The sequence below is a fragment of the Serratia sp. BIGb0234 genome (assembly GCF_024809915.1).
Classification (GTDB): Bacteria; Pseudomonadota; Gammaproteobacteria; order Enterobacterales; family Enterobacteriaceae; genus Serratia; species Serratia liquefaciens.
The window spans coordinates 25,090-44,398 of record NZ_JANUEI010000007.1; the positions used below are offsets into that span (position 1 = coordinate 25,090).

The window sequence follows — 19,309 nt, forward strand, 5'->3', positions numbered from 1 at the left end:
CAGCATAGTCCGATTTTATGACAGGAGACAATACGGGAAGTGCGGCCCGCCTGATGGGGGCCGCGTAAGCGGGGTTACAGCGACTTGTCTCGGGTCTCTTTCATCAACAGCAGGGCGATCAGCGTCAGGCTGGCCATGGCCGCCAGGTACAGACCGACATAGAACAGGCCGTAGTGCGTTGCCAGCCAGGTGGCGATATAAGGCGCTACCGCAGCCCCGAGGATTGACGCGACGTTATAGGAGAAGGATGCGCCGGTATAGCGCACCTCCGTCGGGAACAGCTCCGGCAGCAGCGCGCCCATCGGGCCGAAGGTCAGCCCCATGATGCTCAGGCCGCACAGCAGGAAGCCCATCACCAGCGCCTGGTTTCCGGAACCCAGCATGCTCGGGAACAGGAAGGCGAAGGCGATCATCAGCAGAGTAATGACGATCATGGTCTTGCGACGGCCAAAGGCGTCAGCCAGCAGACCGGCAATCGGTACCATAACGCCAAAGCCGATCACCGCCACCATCAGCATCCACAGGAAGCTGTTGCGCGAATAGCCCAAGCCCAGCGGCTGCGGCGTGGTGCCGTAGGTCATCGAGTAGACCGTCATCAGGTAGAACAGCGTATAGGTTGCCAGCATGATGAAGGTGCCGAGGATCGTCACCTTCAGGTGCTTGCTGAGCAGGGTGCCGAGCGGAATTTTCACCTGCTTGCCGGCTTTTGCCACCTTGGCGAATACCGGTGTTTCATGCAGTGACACTCGTACGTACAGCCCGATCAGCACCAGCGCGGCGGACAGAATAAACGGCACGCGCCAGCCCCATTCCATAAACTGCTGGTCAGTCAGCAACCAGGAGAGCAGCAGGAAGGTCCCGTTGGCGAAGAAGAAGCCGATAGGCGCGCCCAACTGCGGGAAGGAACCGTACAGCGCCCGTTTTCTGGCCGGGGCATTCTCGGTGGCCAGCAAGGCTGCGCCGCCCCATTCCCCGCCCAGGCCCAGACCCTGACCGAAGCGCGCCAGCGCCAGCAGGATTGGCGCGAAGATACCAATGGTTTCGTAGCTTGGCAGCAGGCCGATCAGCACGGTGGAAATCCCCATGGTCAGCAGTGAGGCGACCAGGGTCACCTTACGCCCAACGCGATCGCCGAAGTGGCCGAACAGCGCCGAACCAATAGGGCGCGCAACGAAAGCGACGGCGAAAGTGGCCAGCGACTGCAGCGTGGCGGTGGTGGGATCACCCTGTGGGAAGAAGATATGCGGGAAAACGATCACCGCAGCGGTGGCGTAACTGTAAAAATCGAAAAACTCGATAGCGGTCCCGACCAGCGAGGCGACAATCACTTTTCCGCGTGAGTTAACCGGTGTTGACGCGTCGTCGGCGTCCAGAGTTGGTGCGATGGAGGCTTGCATAATATTTCTTATATTTTGAATTTGTAAAAATCCATCTTAGTCACAGCAAAATGCCTTTTCAATGACGAAACTTTGTACAATGCGGCGATTAACCGGTTAAAAAGCTTAATGTTTCATCACTGCGTTTCCGCATAGATTTTAACGTTGCCAAATGAATGATTCGCAGACTGAACATCTGTAAAAGGCGAAAAGAAAAGTTAGGCTGTAGTTTGTTATGCTGGTTTTGGCAGGCGATCGGGTTTCTTATTGGTTTTATATGCTGGTTTAATTGCTTAAATGCAAAATAAAAAACCGGCCACAGGAAAGTGGCCGGTATGATTGCGTTGATTTACGGCGCGGATTGTTCTGAGGTTGGCAGGGTTTTATCCTCTTTATATTGCGCGGTGGCGATCCAGGCGGCGCAAAACAGCGTCAGACGGGCGAAGAAATAGAAAAACGCCATCAGCCCAATCACCGAACCAAAGGCTGCCCCGGAAGGGGATTTAGCCACCTGTGGCAGCGTCATGGTCATCACAAACTTAATCACTTCGAAACCGATAGCGGCAAGCAGCGTGCCCCGCAGCAACGCCTTTTTCTTCGGCTTATGCCGTGGCAGCATCCAGAAGATCCACAAAAACAGCAGGTAGTTGGCAAAGATGGAGATCGACAGCGCAATCAGCGTCATGGCCGGTCGCAGCCATTCTATGCCTTCCAGACCCAGCGCCTGCACGATCGCCGCCTGCGCCGAACCGGCAATGGAGGTCAACGTCAGGGTGATAATCAGCGCCACCACCAGACCGGTGAGCGAGATAAAATCGCGGGTGTATTTGAAATAGATTTTTTCCTGATCCTGCGGATTGCGCTCCCAGACGTCACGCGACTGTGCACGGATCGCCTCTCGCAGGTTGCCCATCCAACTGACCCCCGAATACAGCGCCAGCGCCAGGCCGGTCAGCCCCACGGTGGTACGTTGCTGAATGGCGGTATTGACGGTGTTTTTCAGCGTGCCGGCCAGGGTCGGATCGCTGATGCTGCCGACGATTTTATTGATCAGCCCGGTGAGCAGGTCCGGATTGGATGCCAACACAAAACCGACGGCGGCAAACGACACCATCAGAATCGGGATCAGCGAAAGAAACGAGAAATAGGTGATGGCGGCGCCGAATTGGCTGCCCAGGCGATCGTTAAAGCGCTCGGTGGCGCGCAGCAGGTGAGCGATGCTTGGCCAGGCCTTGATGCGTTCGACCAGGCGTGAAAATCCGGAAATGCGCCGGTCAAGGGTCTGGTGGCCGGTCTTGATGTCGATCAGCGGTTTTTGCGGCGCTTCACTGTTGGGCTGACGGGGGTCTTTATCTGATCCTGTAGGCATTACGTCACGATATCCTTAACGATAAATAGGCTGTCTCAATGTGATTATAGCCAAAAGGCTTGCCGTTTTGGCCGCCGGGGCCGGTAACCGGCTAATTTGTGAGCTTAGCGCGTTCACTCCCCCGGTGAAATGTTGCAGCCTGCCGATGGGTAAAATTCTTATGTCAGCCGCGTTCCAGCGCGGTTTTTTTCATTCTCCGACCTTCAATTTTTATCTGTTTCATCACCAAGAAAGCGTTTACTCATGATGTGGCGCGGCGGTTTACCAGTCGCCGCGCAACTGCAGCCGTAGGGGCTGGAACGGTTTCAACTGTTAACACGAGAGAAAATGGAAGGTCATATGAAATTACTTAATCACCCCACCTGTCGCCCGTTTACCGAAGCGGGCAATTTGACCCAGATATCCGCCTACTATGAGGAGGAACGGCACATCATGTGGATGCTGCTGCGTGCTGAACCGCGCCCTTGCTTCAATCAGGCGTTAATCGAAGACATCATGACGCTGGCGCAGGCAGCAAAAGAGTCTTCATTGCAGTTTGATTTTTGGGTCACCGGATCGCTGGTGCCCAATATGTTCAACGTCGGTGGCGATCTGCAGTTCTTTGCCGAGGCCATTAAAAACCGCAAGCGCGAGGCGATGATGGCTTACGCACGTGCCTGCATTGACTGCGTGCATGCGGCGGCGCGCGGGTTTGATACCGGTGCGGTCAGCATTGCGATGGTGGAGGGCAGCGCCCTGGGGGGCGGCTTCGAAGCGGCGTTGGCACACCATTTCGTGCTGGCACAGAACAACGCGCGGATGGGTTTTCCGGAAATTGCGTTCAACCTGTTCCCCGGCATGGGGGGATATTCGCTGGTGGCACGCAAGGCAGGTATGCGCCTGGCGGAAGAGCTGATCTGGGGGGGCGAGTCGCACACCGCTGAATGGTTTGAAAGCCGTGGCCTGGTCGATCAGTTGTTCCAGCCCGGCGATGCTTATGTGGCGACCCGCACCTTCATCGATACCATCCGGCCCAAATTGAACGGGATGCGCGCCATGCTACGCGCCCGTCAGCGGGTGCTGCAGCTCACGCGTTCGGAGCTGATGGATATTACCGAGGATTGGGTGCATTCGGCCTTCACCATCGAGGAGAAAGATCGTGCCTATATCGAGCGTCTGGTTATGCTACAAGACCGCCACACGCTAAACCTGCGTCGTGCAGGCTAACATTACCTGGCCCGCATCAGGCTGAGGAGGGATGCGGGCAATAAGATTGCAGCCAATGTTCCAACTGGTCCGGGAGCATTGGCCGCGCAAACAGAAATCCTTGTTTCTCATCCACACCGACTTCATCCAGAAACTGATTTTCGCTTTCGGTCTCTACACCTTCGGCAATCACCCGGAACCTGAGCGCTTCGGCCGCCGCGACGATGGCGCGCACCAGCGACTGCGAAACCGGATTGCAATTCACCCCGCGCACGAAGCTTTTATCCAGCTTGATGGCATCCAGCGGAATGCGGGCCAACTGGGCCAAAGAAGAGTAGCCGGTGCCAAAATCATCGAGATGCACCTGCGCTCCCAGATCGCGTAACCGCGTGATCACTTCGCGGGCACGTTTTTCATCCTCAATCAGGCTGCTTTCCGTGAGTTCGAAGTCGAGCAGGCAGGGGGCCAGGTGATTGCACTGCAATACCTGAGCGAGATCTTCAACGATGGAATCATCAACCAACTGCCGTGCGGAAAGATTCACTGCCACCCGCAGATTCAAGCCCTGTCGCTGCCACTGTGCGGCCTGTCTGGCGGCGGTTTGCAGCACCCAGCGCCCGAGTGGGCCTATCAGACCGGATTCTTCGGCATAAGAGATAAACTGCAACGGTGGGATCAGGCCGCGCTCGGGTGAATCCCAACGCACCAAAGCTTCTACGCTGCACACCTTGCCGCTGAGCGCCTCGATTTTGGGCTGGTAGTACACCACCAGTTGATCTTGTTCCAACCCCTTTCGCAGGTTGGTATCCAGCCACATGTATTCCGCGACGCGTTTGTTCATTTCCGGCGAGAACACGGTATAGGTGCGTTTGCCGTGCTCTTTGGCGACGTACATGGCGGTATCAGCACTGCGGATCAGGCTGTCGAGATCGTTACCATGTTCGGGGCATAGCGCAATGCCAATCGAACAGCCGGTATAGACCTCGATAAGGCCGATACGAAAGGGGGTCTTCAAGCGGTCGATAATGCGCTGGGCCAGCCGTTGCAGCATCTCGCGATCGGCCTGCTGGGCAAGCACCAGAAACTCATCGCCCCCCAGGCGAGCCAGCGTTTGGTCTGGCGCGAGGCAGCCAAGCACCGCCAACGACACCTCCACCAATAAACGGTCGCCGAACATATGGCCGTAAGCGTCATTAACTTTCTTAAAGTTGTCGAGATCGAGATACACCAGACCGACATGATTGCCGTCGCGTGCGGCGATTGCCTGGGTGATTTTGTCCTGAATGGCATTGCGATTGGGCAGGCCGGTAATAATGTCGGTATTGGCCAATACCCGCAGTCGTTCCTGAGCGCGACGCTCTTCGGTGATGTCGGTGCCGGAGCAAATCAGGAACACCTCATTTTTACCGCTGCCGCTGTGGACGAACTTGTTGCGAAACAAGAACAGCCGTTCCCCCTTCACCGTTTTGATCCAACGTTCCACCTCATAGGATGATCCGTTGCGAAAAAAACCGGCGATGTTTCGCCGCGATGCCGCCGCTTCTTCCGGGCTCATAAACAGCTGAAAGACGTTTTTACCAATAACATCATGTTCGTGCAGGCCGGTGTACTCTTCGCTCAGTCGGTTAAAGCGCTGAATACGACCATGTTGGTCAACAATCACAATCACCGAATTGGCTTCTGACACCACCTGTTCGGCAAAAGACAGGCCGTGTACCAGATCGCGGGCGACCGATTGGGTGTCGCTGAAGGCCGAGGCGGTACCCGCCCATTCCTGATTATTGATCCTGCGCCCGACCAGATGCAGATGTATCGGCTCACCCCCCAGCGTGATGGTGATATCAAGGCTGGCGGTAATGCCGGTCAGACGGCGGATTTTGGCTGCCTGCATGGCGCTGAGCGCCACGGCCATATGGGTTTTGCCTTTCACTGCCGACAGCGCCAGGGCATTGCTGTCAAACGCCAACCGCCAATATGGGCTGTTGGTGCCGAAGTGGGCATTAAGAAGCATAGGGCCTTGGTCTGCGAACATGATGATTCCTCAAAATGGCACGACAGCCAGCCTGTGCGATGGGCACAGCAGCAAATTCTGGCTCGGTAGTGGCCGTAGTGCACGTATCTCCATCATATAACACGTTTTTCACGGGCAGAGGATGAAACTATTATATAACCAATAATTAGTTTTGCAGTGTAAACGTCGCGTTGCCGCCGCTGCAGAAGGCTGCGTTGCGCAGCGGATCCTGACGATCTCACTGGGGGTGGATACAATCTTAAGTGTAAGTGAGAACCTGCGCTTTCGAGAGATTCGTACGATTGCTGCTTTCGATTCCGTCGTCATCTTGTTGCAGGACGGTTGCAATGGATAAGCCTAAATTATAATAAAGACGGGCTTTGACAGGAATAACCCCATCGGGGGGAAAGCAAAATCAGGTGATCGTCAGGCCAGGGGAAACCAAAATTTCCAGATAATAAACAACATCTCCATAATTCATTCATTATTGTCGAATAAACCTGTTTCGGGCTTTAATAAATTTACACACCATCGCATTACTATATGTTTATCGGCCTATTATTATCTCCGACGAAAGATGAGCCTGTTCACGTACAGCGCTCCTGATGAAGAATAATTTTAAGGAAATGATCATGCGTAAACTGACCGCTTTATTTGTCGCTTCTACTCTGGCTCTGGGTTCTGCTTCCATGGCTTTCGCTGCAGATACGACAGCGGCACCTGCGACGACAGATGCCACTCCGATGAAAATGATGCACCACAAGGGCGAGGGTAAAGGCGGGCCATTCGCCGGTCTGAACCTGACTGAACAGCAGCGCCAACAAATGCGCGATATCATGAAAGAGTCGCATCAGAAACGCGGTGCGGGCATGAAAGAGGAGCGTCAGGCCTTGCATAGCCTGGTCGCCTCCGACAGCTTCGATGAAGCCAAAGCGAAAGCCCAAATTGACGCCATCAGCAAAACTCAGTCCGAGCATATGCTGGAGCGCGCCAAAGCTGAAAATAAAATGTACAACCTGCTGACCCCAGAGCAGAAAAAACAATACAATGAGAATTATCAGAAACGCGAACAGAAAATGATGGACCACATGAATAACATGAAGTCGAAAATGACGACTGAACAGAAATAATTTCATGCGGTAAGTAAAAAGGGCCAGATTAATTCTCTGGCCCTTTTTTTGGATTAAAGAACCTTTTCCGTTGATAAGGCCCGTGGAAGAAACTCATTCGGCACGCCAGTAACCGAGCGGAATTGTTTGATCACGGTCTGGGCAAAATGCGGATCGTTAATATGATAAGCGGTTTTTACCAACACATCTTTTGCTGTGTGGGCAGCACGTGGATCCCGGCGCATCGATAAAAACGGCCAGCGCCTGTGGATCCCGAAACGGCTGCCACGGCGCGTCCAATGTGGGTCCACCGCCACCCGGGATCATGAAGCGCACTTTGCCTGTGCAGGCATTCATTACTGGCGAAAGTCATTATTCCGCAAGGTGAAGAAGATGCGATGAACAGCAAAAAACCGTTAGCATGATAATCCAATTTTCAATGGTCTGCTCCGTGTAAACCAGCATATTTCACTGAGTGAATATTGATAATTCTTATAATTAAAAGAAATAATAAACGCATTTTATGCTTTTTTTTAATGGTCGACGGAGGCGAGTTTGTCGGCTTTTGTTATTTGATTTATTTCTATTTATCATTTAATTAGCTTTTCATCTCGCCAGGAGGGGCTCATTCTTCTCGCCCGTTTTCGGTCATTCAAAATCCTTATGTCTTTCCTTCCTTTTTTCTAACAATGACGTTCCCCCGTTAAGCGTTTGCCTTATTGACCCATAAGGCGCGCTTGAGATTGTTGTGCTTTATTTATTTGGTGTTACGAAACTGTTACACAAAAAAACCAATAAAACATTTGCAAACAACAATGGACGGTATCTGGGATGGAAAATAAACGTAGAGGAGTCAAGCCTGTTCAGGCGGCCTTCGGCTGGCCTGAAATTGGCGTTAGCCGCGCCCAGTGGAGCGCGATGCTTTTTTGCCTGGCAACCATCGGTGGGGCGCAGGCTGCGCCCTATGTAGAGAGCGGAAAGCAGGGCGATCCCGCCAGTTGGCGCAGTAAGGAATTTAATGCCGAATGGGGGCTGGGGGCCATCCACGCCGATCAGGCCTACGCCGCCGGTTATACCGGAAAAGGCGTTAAGCTCGGTATTTTCGATCAGCCGGTATATGCCAAACACCCGGAGTTCGGCAGTCAGGACAAAGTGATCAACCTGGTCACGACGGGGATCCGCGAATATACCGATCCCTATATCCCGGTGAAGAAAGGCGATGCATTTCGCTATGACGGCACGCCAAGCGTGGATTCCGACGGCACTCTCGGCTCGCACGGGACCCACGTAGGCGGCATCGCCGCCGGTAACCGCGACGGCGGCGAGATGCACGGTGTGGCATTTAACGCGCAAATCATCAGTGCGGAGAACGGGGATCCGGGGCCGGAAGACGGCATCATTCTCGGCAACGATGGCGCGGTATATCAGGCAGGTTGGAATGCGTTGATCGCCAGCGGTGCGCGCATCATCAACAACAGCTGGGGTATCGGCATTACCGAGAAATTTGATCAGGGTGGTAAGGATCCAGCCTATCCGCATTTCACCCTGGCCGACGCGCAGAAACAGTTCGACCAAATCAAACAGATCCTCGGTACTAAAGCCGGTGGTGCTTATCAGGGGGCGATCGATGCGGCGCGCAGCGGCATTGTCACCATCTTTGCCGCCGGTAACGATTACAACCTGAATAACCCGGACGCGATGGCCGGTTTGGCCTATTTCGTGCCGGAGATCGCGCCGAATTGGCTGTCGGTCGCCAGCCTGCAGGATCCGAATAACACCGGTGATTACAGCATCAGCAGCTTCTCCTCCCGCTGTGGCTATACCGCCAGCTTCTGTGTTTCCGCTCCGGGCAGCAAGGTGTACAGCTCGATTATCGAAGGCAACAGCGTAGATAACCTGACCACCGGCTATGCCAAATACAGCGGAACTTCAATGGCCGCACCACACGTGGCAGGCAGCATTGCAGTGCTGATGGAACGCTTTCCCTATATGACCGGCGCACAGGTGGCTTCGGTGCTGAAGACCACCGCGGTTGATATGGGCGCGCCGGGAATCGATGCGCTTTACGGCTGGGGGATGATTGATCTGGGCAAAGCGATCCACGGCCCGGGGATGTTTGTCACCGAACAGGATATCCCGGAGGAGTTCCGCGTGAGCGGTGCCTACGGCCCGGAGCAATTTGTGGTGAATCTGCCAGGCATCGGTGCAGTACTGGACAAAGGCAAACCTACCGAGCGTGTGTGTGACGATATTCATTGCGGGTTGGATGTCTGGAGCAACGATATTTCCGGCCATGGCGGCCTGACCAAATTGGGCATCGGCACACTGGTGCTGACCGGCAATAACAGCTACGCAGGCCCAACCCTGGTCAATCAAGGCCTGCTGGCGGTAAATGGTTCGGTGACTTCGGACGTGACGGTGCAAAGCGCCGGCGTGCTGGGCGGTTCCGGTACGCTGGGTTCGTTAACTGCCCGTAGCGGCGGTACCGTGGCGCCGGGCAATTCGATCGGCACGCTGAACGTGACTCGTGACGTCAGCTTCGAACCAGGCTCCCGTTACGCGGTGGAAGTGGCGGCGAACGGCCAGAGCGATCGGATCCAAAGTAACGGATCGGCGACGATCGGCGGCGGTGAGGTGGCGGTGTTGCAAGAAAAAAACGTCAATCTGCTTTCGCAGGGCAACGCAGGCAGTCTGATCGGCCGGCAGTTCAACATTCTCACCGCCCAGCAGGGTATCAGTGGGCAGTTTACCTCCACATCTACCTTCTCTCCCTTCCTGGGGGCCGGACTGACCTATCAGCCAAATCAGGTAACGCTCAACGTCGGCCGTAATGACACCAGCTTCGCCAGCGTGGCAGCAACGCAGAACGAGCGGGCGGTGGCGGCAGCAGCAGATGCGCTGGCGGCGGGCAATCCGGTGTTTGAAAGCATCCTCAACGCCGGTTCGACGGGGGAAGCGCGGCAGGCGTTCCGCCAGCTGTCGGGGCAGATCCACGCGGATATCGCTTCGGCACAGGTCAACGACAGCCGCTACCTGCGCGACGCGCTGAACGGCCGCCTGCGTCAGGCGGAAGGGTTGGCGACCTCGCCGGACATCAAGGCTGACGACGACGGTGGCGCCTGGGCGCAGCTGTTGGGGGCCTGGGACCACGCGTCGGGCGATGCCAACGCCACGGGCTATCAGGCATCCACCTACGGCGTGCTGGTGGGGCTGGACTCGGCGCTGGCGGACGAATGGCGGTTAGGGGTCGCGACCGGTTATACCCGCACTTCGCTGGACGGCGGTTATGGCTCGAATGCCGACAGCGACAACTACCACCTGGCGGTGTACGGCGGCAAACAGTTCGGTGAACTGGCGCTGCGTGCCGGCGGGGGTTACACCTGGCACCGTTTCGATACCTCACGCTCGGTGAACTACGGCATGCAGTCAGATCGCGAAACCGCAAAGTACAGTGCGCGCACCGAGCAGGTGTTCGCCGAAGCGGGATACAGCATAAAAGCGGCCTGGGTGAATCTGGAGCCGTTCGCCAACCTGGCGTACATCAACTTCCAGAACAACGGCATCGCGGAAGACGGTGGGGCGGCGGCGCTGCACGGTGACAAGCAACACACCGACGCGACGGTCTCGACGCTGGGGCTGCGTGCGGACACCGAGTGGCAGGCGAGCAAAACCACCGCGGTGGCGCTGCGCAGCGAGCTGGGTTGGCAGCATCAGTACGGCGATCTGGATCGCGGTACCGGGCTGAAGTTCAACGGCGGCAGCTCACCGTTCGTGGTGAACAGCGTGTCGGCATCGCGTGACGGTGCGGTGCTGAAAGCCAGTGCGGAAGTGGCCGTGAACAAGAACGCCACGCTGTCGCTGGGCTACGGCGGGTTGCTGTCGCAAAACTACCAGGACAACAGCGTTAACGCCGGTTTTACCTGGCATTTCTGATCTTAAAAAACAAACGGAACAACCGTCCCGCTGGGGCGGTTTTTACCAAAAACAACAAGGGATAAGGGAATGAAGCAATCTGCAGGAAACAACAAACCGGCATTGGCGCCGACATGGAAACTGAACGCCCTGTTATGCGCGTTGTTGGCCGCCGGTGGTGCACAGGCCGCGACCTATACCGAAGGGGGGAAGAGCGGCGATCCGGCCAGTTGGCGCAGCAATGAATTCAATGCTAACTGGGGGTTGGGGGCTATCCATGCCGACGAGGCTTACGCGGCAGGTTATACCGGCAAAGGGCAAAAGGTGGGGATCTTCGATACCCCGGTGAACCAGCATCCGGAATTTGCCGGTGATGGCAAGCTGACTAACGTTGTCACCGAAGGCTATCGCGCCTATACCGATCCGCATCGTGAGGGGATTAAGGCCGGCGATCGTTTTTACTTTGACGGTACTTTCCATTTTTACAGTGGTTCACAGGGGCAGTTAAGTAACCACGGCGTCCACGTTGCCGGTATCAGCGGTGCCAACCGTGACGGGACCGGCATGCACGGCGTCGCCTTTGATTCGCAAATCATCAGCGTCGATAACGACAATGACGGCCCGGCCTACGGTGAGTTCCTCGGGCTGGATGGCAGCGTGACCAACGCGGGCTGGCAGGCGATGATCAACAACGGCGTGCGGGTGATCAACAACAGTTGGGGCGTCAGCATTCCGGATTTTCTTTCGGATAATGGCAAGAAACCCGATGCGCTGCATTTCGAGCTGAAGGACGCGCAGGAACAGTTTGATCAGGTGAAACCCTTGCTGGGCAGCCTGGCGGGGGCGGGTTATCAGGGGGCTATCGATGCGGCACGTAAAAATATTCTGGTGCTGTTCGCCGCCGGTAACGACGGTAACTACAACCAACCGGATGTGATCAGCGGCCTGGCCTATTTTGTGCCGGATATTGCGCCTAACTGGCTGTCGGTTGCCAGCGTCGCGCAGGATGACGCCTCCACCAACAGCGTGCCTTACACCATCAGCAGCTTCTCTTCGCGTTGCGGCTATACCGCCAGCTTCTGCGTCTCCTCGCCGGGGAGTAAAATCTACAGCACCGTAGCCAACGGTTCAGATCCGAACCAGTTGGTCTCCGACTATGGCAATAAAAACGGTACCTCAATGGCGACGCCGCACGTGACTGGCGCAGTCGCCGTATTGCTGCAGCGTTTCCCGTACATGACGTCGGCGCAAATTGCCGATGTGCTTAAAACGACCGCGACCGATATGGGGGCTCCGGGCATCGATGCCTTGTATGGCTGGGGGATGATCAATCTGGGCAAGGCGATTAACGGTCCGGGCATGTTCTATACCGTCGATGATATCCCCGAGGAGTTTCGTATTCCGGACCCGACGGGCGTGGCTTATGGCTCGTCGCAATTTGTCGCCAACATTCCTGGCATGGGGACGATCATCGATGAGGGTACGTTGCATGCCAGAGTCTGCGATGACTACCACTGCTCGCTTGAAGTGTATTCCAATGATATCAACGGCCATGGCGGCCTGACCAAAGAGGGCCAGGGGGCGTTGGTACTGACCGGTAACAACACCTACTCCGGCCCGACGTGGGTCAATACCGGCCTGCTGGCGGTGAATGGCTCGGTGACTTCGGACGTGACGGTACAAAACGCCGGCGTGCTGGGCGGCACCGGTACGCTAGGGTCGTTAACTGCCCGCAGCGGTGGTACCGTGGCACCGGGCAATTCGATCGGCACGCTGAACGTGACTCGTGACGTCCGCTTCGAACCAGGCTCCCGTTACGCGGTGGAAGTGGCGGCGAACGGCCAAAGCGATCGGATCCAAAGTAACGGATCGGCGACGATCGGCGGCGGTGAAGTGACCGTATCGCTGGAAAACAGCAGCAACCTGCTGTCGCAAAACGAGGTTCGCAGCCTGCTGGGTCAGCAGTACAACATTCTGACCGCCCAGCAGGGTATCCGTGGGCAGTTTGATTCCGTGGCGCCGAACTACCTGTTCCTGGGCACCGGGCTGACCTATCAGCCAAATCAGGTAACGCTTAACGTCGGCCGTAATGACACCAGCTTCGCCAGCGTGGCGGCAACGCAGAACGAGCGGGCGGTGGCGGCAGCAGCAGATGCGCTGGCGGCGGGTAATCCGGTGTTTGAAAGCATCCTCAACGCCGGTTCGGCGGGGGAAGCGCGGCAGGCGTTCCGCCAACTGTCGGGGCAGATCCACGCGGATATCGCTTCGGCACAGGTCAACGACAGCCGCTACCTGCGCGACGCGCTGAACGGCCGTTTGCGTCAGGCGGAAGGGCTGGCGACCTCGCCGGACATCAAGGCTGACGACGACGGTGGCGCCTGGGCGCAGCTGTTGGGGGCCTGGGACCACGCGTCGGGCGATGCCAATGCCACGGGCTATCAGGCATCCACCTACGGCGTGCTGGTGGGGCTGGACTCGGCGCTGGCGGACGAATGGCGGTTAGGGGTCGCGACCGGTTATACCCGCACTTCGCTGGACGGCGGTTATGGCTCGAATGCTGATAGCGACAACTACCACCTGGCGGTGTACGGCGGCAAACAGTTCGGTGAACTGGCGCTGCGTGCCGGTGGGGGTTACACCTGGCACCGTTTCGATACCTCACGCTCGGTGAACTACGGCATGCAGTCAGATCGCGAAACCGCAAAGTACAGTGCGCGCACCGAGCAGGTGTTCGCCGAAGCGGGATACAGCATAAAAGCGGCCTGGGTGAATCTGGAGCCGTTCGCCAACCTGGCGTACATCAACTTCCAGAACAACGGCATCGCGGAAGACGGTGGGGCGGCGGCGCTGCACGGTGACAAGCAACACACCGACGCGACGGTCTCGACGCTGGGGCTGCGTGCGGACACCGAGTGGCAAGCGAGCAAAACCACCGCGGTGGCGCTGCGCAGCGAGCTGGGTTGGCAGCATCAGTACGGCGATCTGGATCGCGGTACCGGGCTGAAGTTCAACGGCGGCAGCTCACCGTTCGTGGTGAACAGCGTGTCGGCATCGCGTGACGGTGCGGTGCTGAAAGCCAGTGCGGAAGTGGCGGTGAACAAGAACGCCACGCTGTCGCTGGGCTATGGCGGGCTGCTGTCGCAAAACTACCAGGACAACAGCGTCAACGCCGGTTTTACCTGGAAGTTCTGATCCAACACATTTCACTTTCGGGATTTAAACCCACAGGGCCAGCTTGCTGGCCCTATTTTTTTGCATGGTTTCCCCGCAGGCGGCGGTGTGGAGTGGCAGGGTTAAGATAAAAATAAGGCAAGAAAAAACCGAGACCCTTGCGGATCTCGGTTCAAATGCGGGTAAAACAGATTAGCGCTACGGCTCAAGTTTCGGTGAGGGTCTGTTGCATACATTCTCTCAGTACAGCAACCGAAATGAGCTTTCCCTGGTGTTATTGTGATTATTGGTGATGCGATTTCACTATTGTTATATTTTTATTGTGGTGTTGCTGTGTGTCTCTTCTGATACCATGTTTGACTATATAATGTGGTATGTCAAGCAATGTTTAGATAATACATTGTACCATATACCAGTTTTAGATCGCTTTTTTGCACGGCAAGTATGAAAACGACTGAAAAAACAGCAAAAAAAATCGAAGGAAAAAATGGATAACAATCATCAGAAATTCGATTCACAGTCGATTGCAAACCGGGTCAGGGAACTGTTTGTACATTATGGGATTGGTAAGCGGCAGCATGCCAAGGAGCTCAGCCGTATTCTGGATCTGAGTTTTTCGCATGCGCATCGCAAGCTGAAAGGGCAAAGTCCCTGGACTCTGGAGCAGATTAACGACGTCGCGGCGGCATTAGGGGAAACGCCGGCTGCGATCGTAGATACCGGTGCTGAACATGACGTCTCCGCGCAAACTATTGCACGTGATGCCATCTTTTACGTGGGCGGGGTGGAATTAGCCTGCGTCGGTTATATCGGCCATGAGCTGATTGGCGGGCGGACTGCGGAATATGTCGCACTGCAGCAGGCTGGGCAATGGGGCATTTATCGCGCGGATGATGCACCGCAAGGGCAACGCTATTGTGTGGAACTGATAGAGGTTCGCCCCGCCGCCGTCGAAGACGAGCGTTTGAGCATTGCGGTGCTCGATGATTCGCATCTGGCGGCCGATGAGTTGACCAAATACCTAAACGGGCGCGGTTTCCATGCCGTGGCATTTTACGACGTCAGCAGCTTTTGTCAGGCACTGCAGCAAAGCCTGTTCGATGGTTACGTGGTCGACTGGTTGATCGGTCAGGAAACGGCAGATCGCTGTATTGAAACCATCCGCGCGTCGGATAACCCAGACGCGCCGGTTTTAGTGCTGACCGGTCAGCTGGGTACCGACCAGCGGGAGTCTGAAATCGCCAGGGCGATGCGTGACTATGATGTGCTGGGCCCTTATGAAAAACCCGTGCGGCTTCACGTTATCGAAGCCGCACTGTTGCGGTGCTTCAACCTTTAGTAGCGAGCAGTGAAGCCAGTGCGGAAGACAAGGCGTCCAGCCGAACCGGTTTCATTAAATAGTTGTCGAACAGCGCCCGCTGTTCGACAGACAGTTGCTCAGGGGTGTAGGCGCTGATGCCGATAATCGGGATATGGCGGTTGGGGCCACGTTGGTCACGCAGTTTTTTAGCCAGTGCGGCCCCATCGATTCCCGGCATTTGCAGATCCAGCAGCAACGCGTCGTAAGGACGCCGCAGCAGTTTTTGCAGCGCTCTTTCAGACGAGTTGCACAGCTCATGCTGATAGCCGAGCTTGTCCAGCAGCGCCGAGAAGGCGTCACTCACCGATTTATTGTCATCGACGACCAAAATATGCTGCTGTTTCTGCGGCAAACTTTGCTGGTGGAGCGGTGTTTCACCCAACTTTTCCTCGTTACTGACTTCTACCGGAATGCTGACGATAAAGGTGCTGCCTTTTTTGATCTCGCTGTAGACGGTAATGGTGCCGTTGAGCAGCGTCACCAGCCCGTGCACAATCGCCAACCCCATGCCGACGCCGCCATACTGGCGGGTATGTGATTGATCAAGCTGGGTGAAGGGCCGGAATATCTGATCCAGCATTCCCTTTTCGATACCAATCCCGGTATCGGTGACCTCAATAATCAGCGAACTGCCGGTAGCCTGGCTGCGCAAGCAACTATGCAGCGTGATGGTGCCGCTTTCGGTGTATTTGAACGCATTGGTCAGCAGATTGACGATAATTTGCCGAATACGCAGCGGATCGGAATGTATCTGCAGATGGCCGCATTCCACTTCACACAGCAAAGTGACCTGATCTTTCTGGCGCAGCGTTTTGATTTCATTCGCCGTTTCTTCAACCAGCCGCTGGGCATCGAAGGGAGCGATACGCAGTTCCATCATACCGCTGTCGAGATGGGCGTAATCGGTCAGGTCTTTCATCTGACTTTCAATTTGCTGTGCGGCGGTTTCCAGCCTTTGGAAAGTGTCCGCGTGCTCGGCCGACACCTGGGTATTCACCAGCACATCAATGGCGGACATGATGCTCTGTAGCGAGGTGCGTAGCTCGTGACCGATGGCGCCCAGAAAGGCATTTTTGGTGCGGGTGGCTTTTTCCGCCTCAATCGCCTTGGCCTGCTGGCGGATGGTCAGGCGCTGCTGACGCAGCACAATCAGCGTGATGGCGATCAGCGCGATCACTGAAAACATCACGATCACCAGACCATAGAAAATGATGTGTCGTTTCTCGATATAGTCTTCGTAGGCCGCGGTGCGCTGCTTCACTTCGGCATGATCGGTCAGGTTAGCCATCTCAATCGCATAGGGCTTGATTTGCTTCATCGCCTGCGAAATCAGAGAGAAATCAATTTTCGGGCTGTTCAGCAAATTATCAATCTGATCCATTTTCTCGCGCATGTGCGTGACGACTTCGGGATAACCCGGTTCGGCATACAGCGGCTGGGTGGATTCGGAGACCGTTTCCAGCACGTAAAAACGCGAATAAAGGATTTCAAATTTGAGCCGAAGATCTTCGCTATCCACCTGCGGTGCGTTTTTCAACTGTTCGACCAGCGTGTCGAATTCCGCCAGCTTGATCGAGAATTTGGCGATCGACCAGGAGTAATTTTCCTGCGTGCCGGCGATAGCATACAACCCTTTTTTCGACAGGGTCGCGCTGTAGTAATACAGCGTCACCGTAGAGGCAACCAGAAACAGTGCGGCAAAGATAGCCGGGATCGCCAGCCTGCTGCCGCTTTTAAACCCTGTGAGCTTCATTTGATTACGATCCTGTCCACTTGCCAGATGAAGCGCGAGTTGTAGAGCGGAGAATTTAACTCAGGCCCGGCGGCATCCCTCGGGTAAACCAAAAACAGCGGGCCGAAGTTTCTGATCTTCAGCATGACGCCGTCCATTTTGTAAGCCAAAATCATGTTGTATTTTTCGACATCTGACAGCGGCACGTCGATGTAATAATCGTTCAGCGCATAAAATGTCAGCGTGCTGCCTTTGGCGCCGACGCGCGCCAAAATGTCCGCCACGCCAATCCCTTCGAACTTTCTTTGCGGCGTCCAGGAGGTAGAGGTGGTGATGCTGCGCACCGGCATTGCCAACAGTTGTTTATCGGTAAACAGATAGCTTTTCTTTACCGGATCGGTGGTGTTTTCGATGTTTCCCGCGACTTCCAGGGTGAAACTTAGCGCGCTGGTTTGAAGGATGGCCAGCGCAAAAAATGCCCACAGCGTGTTTTTAAACAGATTGAACAGCATCAATGTTCTCCAGAGTCGCGGATGCTTGCATGAGCCTTGCCCATATATCAGGCAAAATAATGGCAGAAAATGAAGGTTTGTGTCGAAGTAAAGGGTAAAGAGGACCAAAAGAAAAGGCCAGGGGGTTAACCTGGCCTGAGTTTTAGCGGGTGCCCAAGCTTAGCGCATGGTCACAAACTCTTCTGCGGCGGTCGGGTGGATCGCCACGGTGTTGTCGAAGTCTTTCTTGGTCGCGCCCATTTTAATGGCTACGGCAAAGCCCTGCAGGATCTCGTCCATGCCGAAACCGATGCCGTGCAGGCCGACGATTTTCTCTTCTTTACCCACGCAGACCAGCTTCATGCGGCACGGTTGACGGTGCTGCGTCACGGCGCTGTACATGGCGGTGAAGGAAGATTTGTACACTTTCACGTTGTCCGCACCGAATTTCTCAATCGCTTCCGGTTCGGTCAGGCCAATGGTGCCGATCGGCGGGTGGCTGAACACCACGGTGGCGATGTTGCTGTAATCCAGGTGCTCTTCCGGCTTGTTGTTGAACAGGCGTTCGGACAGGCGACGGCCTGCGGCTACGGCAACCGGAGTCAGTTCGACGGCGCCGGTGTTGTCGCCCACGGCGTAAATCCCTTTTACGTTGGTGTTTTGGTATTTATCGACGTCGATATAGCCTTTTTCGTTGGTTTTCACCCCGGTAACGGCCAGGTTCAGGTTATCGGTCGCCGGTTCGCGGCCAATCGCCCACACCAGACTGTCGACGGTGAATTCCTTGCCGTTTTCCAACTGCAACGTCAGGCTGCCGTCGGCGTTTTTGACGATGGCTTTTGGCACGGATTCCGTGTGCAGGCTTGGCCCTTCGGTGTTCATCACTTCCACCAGGGTCTCGACAACCATCGGGTCGAAAGTCCGCAGTGGCGCGTGTTTACGCACGAACAGGTGAGTTTCAGCCCCCAGCGCGTTCAGCACGCCGGCGATTTCTACAGCGATATAACCAGCACCCACCACCGCAACGCGTTTTGGCATGGCGTCCAGATCGAAGAAACCGTCAGAGTCGATGCCGTATTCTGCACCCGGAATGTCAGGGTGGCTTGGACGGCCGCCGGTGGCGATCAGGATATGGTCGGCAGTGATTTTTTCACCGTTCACTTCCACCGTGTGGGCGTCGACAAAGCGCGCGAAGCCTTTGATCACGTCGACTTTGTTTTTACCCAGCACGTTGTCGTAGGAATTATGAATGCGGTCGATATAAGCGGTGCGGTTGGCGACCAGCTTCTTCCAGTCAAACGCGTTGACGGTGGTATCGAAACCGTAATCCGGGCCGTACAGGTGGATGGCCTCGGCGATTTGCGCCGCATGCCACATAACTTTTTTCGGTACACAACCCACGTTTACGCAGGTGCCGCCCAGTTCTTTGGCTTCAATCAGTGCGCATTTCTGGCCGTACATGGCTGCCCGGTTGATCGATGCGATGCCGCCGCTGCCGCCGCCAATTGCTAGATAATCGTAATGTTTGGTCATCTGGGATTTCCATGAATTGTGTGAATCGAAGAGCGTAAGAGTTTAACGCCTGATGCAGGT

12 protein-coding genes are annotated in these 19,309 nt (G+C 55.8%); 5 read left to right on the forward strand and 7 right to left on the reverse strand.

All coding sequences use genetic code 11. The features are described 5' to 3' along the window. Positions 1 to 74: 74 nt before the first annotated feature. Positions 75 to 1,397 carry an MFS transporter gene (locus tag M2407_RS21015; protein WP_259219553.1) on the reverse strand — a complete coding sequence of 441 codons (1,323 nt, stop codon included), beginning with the start codon at positions 1,395 to 1,397 and terminating at the stop codon, positions 75 to 77. Between the two features lie 328 nt (positions 1,398 to 1,725). Continuing rightward, on the reverse strand, positions 1,726 to 2,745 hold the full coding sequence (gene yhjD, locus M2407_RS21020; protein WP_201895909.1) for an inner membrane protein YhjD: 1,020 nt from the start codon (positions 2,743 to 2,745) through the stop codon (positions 1,726 to 1,728). Between the two features lie 339 nt (positions 2,746 to 3,084). Here yhjD and M2407_RS21025 point away from each other — a divergent pair, with 339 nt between their 5' ends. Beyond that, a complete protein-coding gene (locus M2407_RS21025; RefSeq protein WP_020837470.1) occupies positions 3,085 to 3,951 on the forward strand; it encodes a crotonase/enoyl-CoA hydratase family protein in 867 nt (288 codons plus the stop codon). 16 nt (positions 3,952 to 3,967) lie between these two features. Here M2407_RS21025 and pdeR read toward each other — a convergent pair whose 3' ends face one another. Next, positions 3,968 to 5,962 (reverse strand): cyclic di-GMP phosphodiesterase, encoded by a 1,995-nt coding sequence (gene pdeR / locus M2407_RS21030; RefSeq protein WP_046374906.1) that lies wholly within the window; start codon positions 5,960 to 5,962, stop codon positions 3,968 to 3,970. A 611-nt stretch (positions 5,963 to 6,573) separates the two neighbouring features. Here pdeR and spy point away from each other — a divergent pair. Then, positions 6,574 to 7,071 (forward strand): ATP-independent periplasmic protein-refolding chaperone Spy, encoded by a 498-nt coding sequence (gene spy, locus M2407_RS21035; protein ID WP_020837467.1) that lies wholly within the window; start codon positions 6,574 to 6,576, stop codon positions 7,069 to 7,071. Between the two features lie 53 nt (positions 7,072 to 7,124). Here the strand turns inward: spy and M2407_RS21040 are convergent, their stop codons facing one another. Then, positions 7,125 to 7,367 carry a hypothetical protein gene (locus M2407_RS21040; protein ID WP_259219558.1) on the reverse strand — a complete coding sequence of 81 codons (243 nt, stop codon included), beginning with the start codon at positions 7,365 to 7,367 and terminating at the stop codon, positions 7,125 to 7,127. A gap of 601 nt (positions 7,368 to 7,968) precedes the next feature. On the opposite strand from M2407_RS21040, the gene M2407_RS21045 reads away from it, so the two are divergent. The 3 genes from M2407_RS21045 to M2407_RS21055 all read left to right on the forward strand — a co-directional run bounded on the left by M2407_RS21045 (position 7,969) and on the right by M2407_RS21055 (position 15,472). Continuing rightward, the gene (locus M2407_RS21045; RefSeq protein ID WP_409049659.1) at positions 7,969 to 10,983 is read left to right on the forward strand and encodes an autotransporter outer membrane beta-barrel domain-containing protein; all 3,015 of its coding nucleotides are present in this window, start codon (positions 7,969 to 7,971) and stop codon (positions 10,981 to 10,983) included. Between the two features lie 69 nt (positions 10,984 to 11,052). Continuing rightward, a complete protein-coding gene (locus M2407_RS21050) occupies positions 11,053 to 14,154 on the forward strand; it encodes an autotransporter outer membrane beta-barrel domain-containing protein (RefSeq protein WP_259219566.1) in 3,102 nt (1,033 codons plus the stop codon). 466 nt (positions 14,155 to 14,620) lie between these two features. After that, the gene (locus M2407_RS21055; RefSeq protein WP_044554851.1) at positions 14,621 to 15,472 is read left to right on the forward strand and encodes a helix-turn-helix domain-containing protein; all 852 of its coding nucleotides are present in this window, start codon (positions 14,621 to 14,623) and stop codon (positions 15,470 to 15,472) included. On the opposite strand, the gene M2407_RS21060 is transcribed toward M2407_RS21055, so the two are convergent. From M2407_RS21060 to gorA, 3 genes are all read right to left on the reverse strand, one after another. Further along, complete coding sequence (locus tag M2407_RS21060) at positions 15,462 to 17,246, reverse strand: ATP-binding protein (protein WP_201895911.1); 1,785 nt, start codon at positions 17,244 to 17,246, stop codon at positions 15,462 to 15,464. The genes M2407_RS21055 and M2407_RS21060 overlap by 11 nt on opposite strands. Next, positions 17,243 to 17,737, reverse strand: coding sequence for a molybdopterin-dependent oxidoreductase (locus tag M2407_RS21065; RefSeq protein ID WP_020837458.1), 495 nt, complete (start codon positions 17,735 to 17,737; stop codon positions 17,243 to 17,245). The genes M2407_RS21060 and M2407_RS21065 overlap by 4 nt, the downstream gene beginning before the upstream one ends. Positions 17,738 to 17,896: 159 nt before the next feature. Next, positions 17,897 to 19,249: a glutathione-disulfide reductase gene (gorA, locus tag M2407_RS21070; protein ID WP_046374911.1), complete on the reverse strand. Its 1,353-nt coding sequence runs from the start codon at positions 19,247 to 19,249 to the stop codon at positions 17,897 to 17,899. Positions 19,250 to 19,309: the final 60 nt, after the last annotated feature.

What these genes read in the sequence shown, in the direction of transcription:
- M2407_RS21015 (WP_259219553.1), bottom strand. Translation starts at nt 1,397, where the DNA reads ATGCAAGCCTCCATCGCACCAACTCTGGACGCCGACGACGCGTCAACA.
- M2407_RS21050 (WP_259219566.1), top strand. Translation starts at nt 11,053, where the DNA reads ATGAAGCAATCTGCAGGAAACAACAAACCGGCATTGGCGCCGACATGG.
- M2407_RS21060 (WP_201895911.1), bottom strand. Translation starts at nt 17,246, where the DNA reads ATGAAGCTCACAGGGTTTAAAAGCGGCAGCAGGCTGGCGATCCCGGCT.
- M2407_RS21065 (WP_020837458.1), bottom strand. Translation starts at nt 17,737, where the DNA reads ATGCTGTTCAATCTGTTTAAAAACACGCTGTGGGCATTTTTTGCGCTG.
- yhjD (WP_201895909.1), bottom strand. Translation starts at nt 2,745, where the DNA reads ATGCCTACAGGATCAGATAAAGACCCCCGTCAGCCCAACAGTGAAGCG.
- pdeR (WP_046374906.1), bottom strand. Translation starts at nt 5,962, where the DNA reads ATGTTCGCAGACCAAGGCCCTATGCTTCTTAATGCCCACTTCGGCACC.
- spy (WP_020837467.1), top strand. Translation starts at nt 6,574, where the DNA reads ATGCGTAAACTGACCGCTTTATTTGTCGCTTCTACTCTGGCTCTGGGT.
- M2407_RS21025 (WP_020837470.1), top strand. Translation starts at nt 3,085, where the DNA reads ATGAAATTACTTAATCACCCCACCTGTCGCCCGTTTACCGAAGCGGGC.
- gorA (WP_046374911.1), bottom strand. Translation starts at nt 19,249, where the DNA reads ATGACCAAACATTACGATTATCTAGCAATTGGCGGCGGCAGCGGCGGC.
- M2407_RS21045 (WP_409049659.1), top strand. Translation starts at nt 7,969, where the DNA reads ATGCTTTTTTGCCTGGCAACCATCGGTGGGGCGCAGGCTGCGCCCTAT.
- M2407_RS21055 (WP_044554851.1), top strand. Translation starts at nt 14,621, where the DNA reads ATGGATAACAATCATCAGAAATTCGATTCACAGTCGATTGCAAACCGG.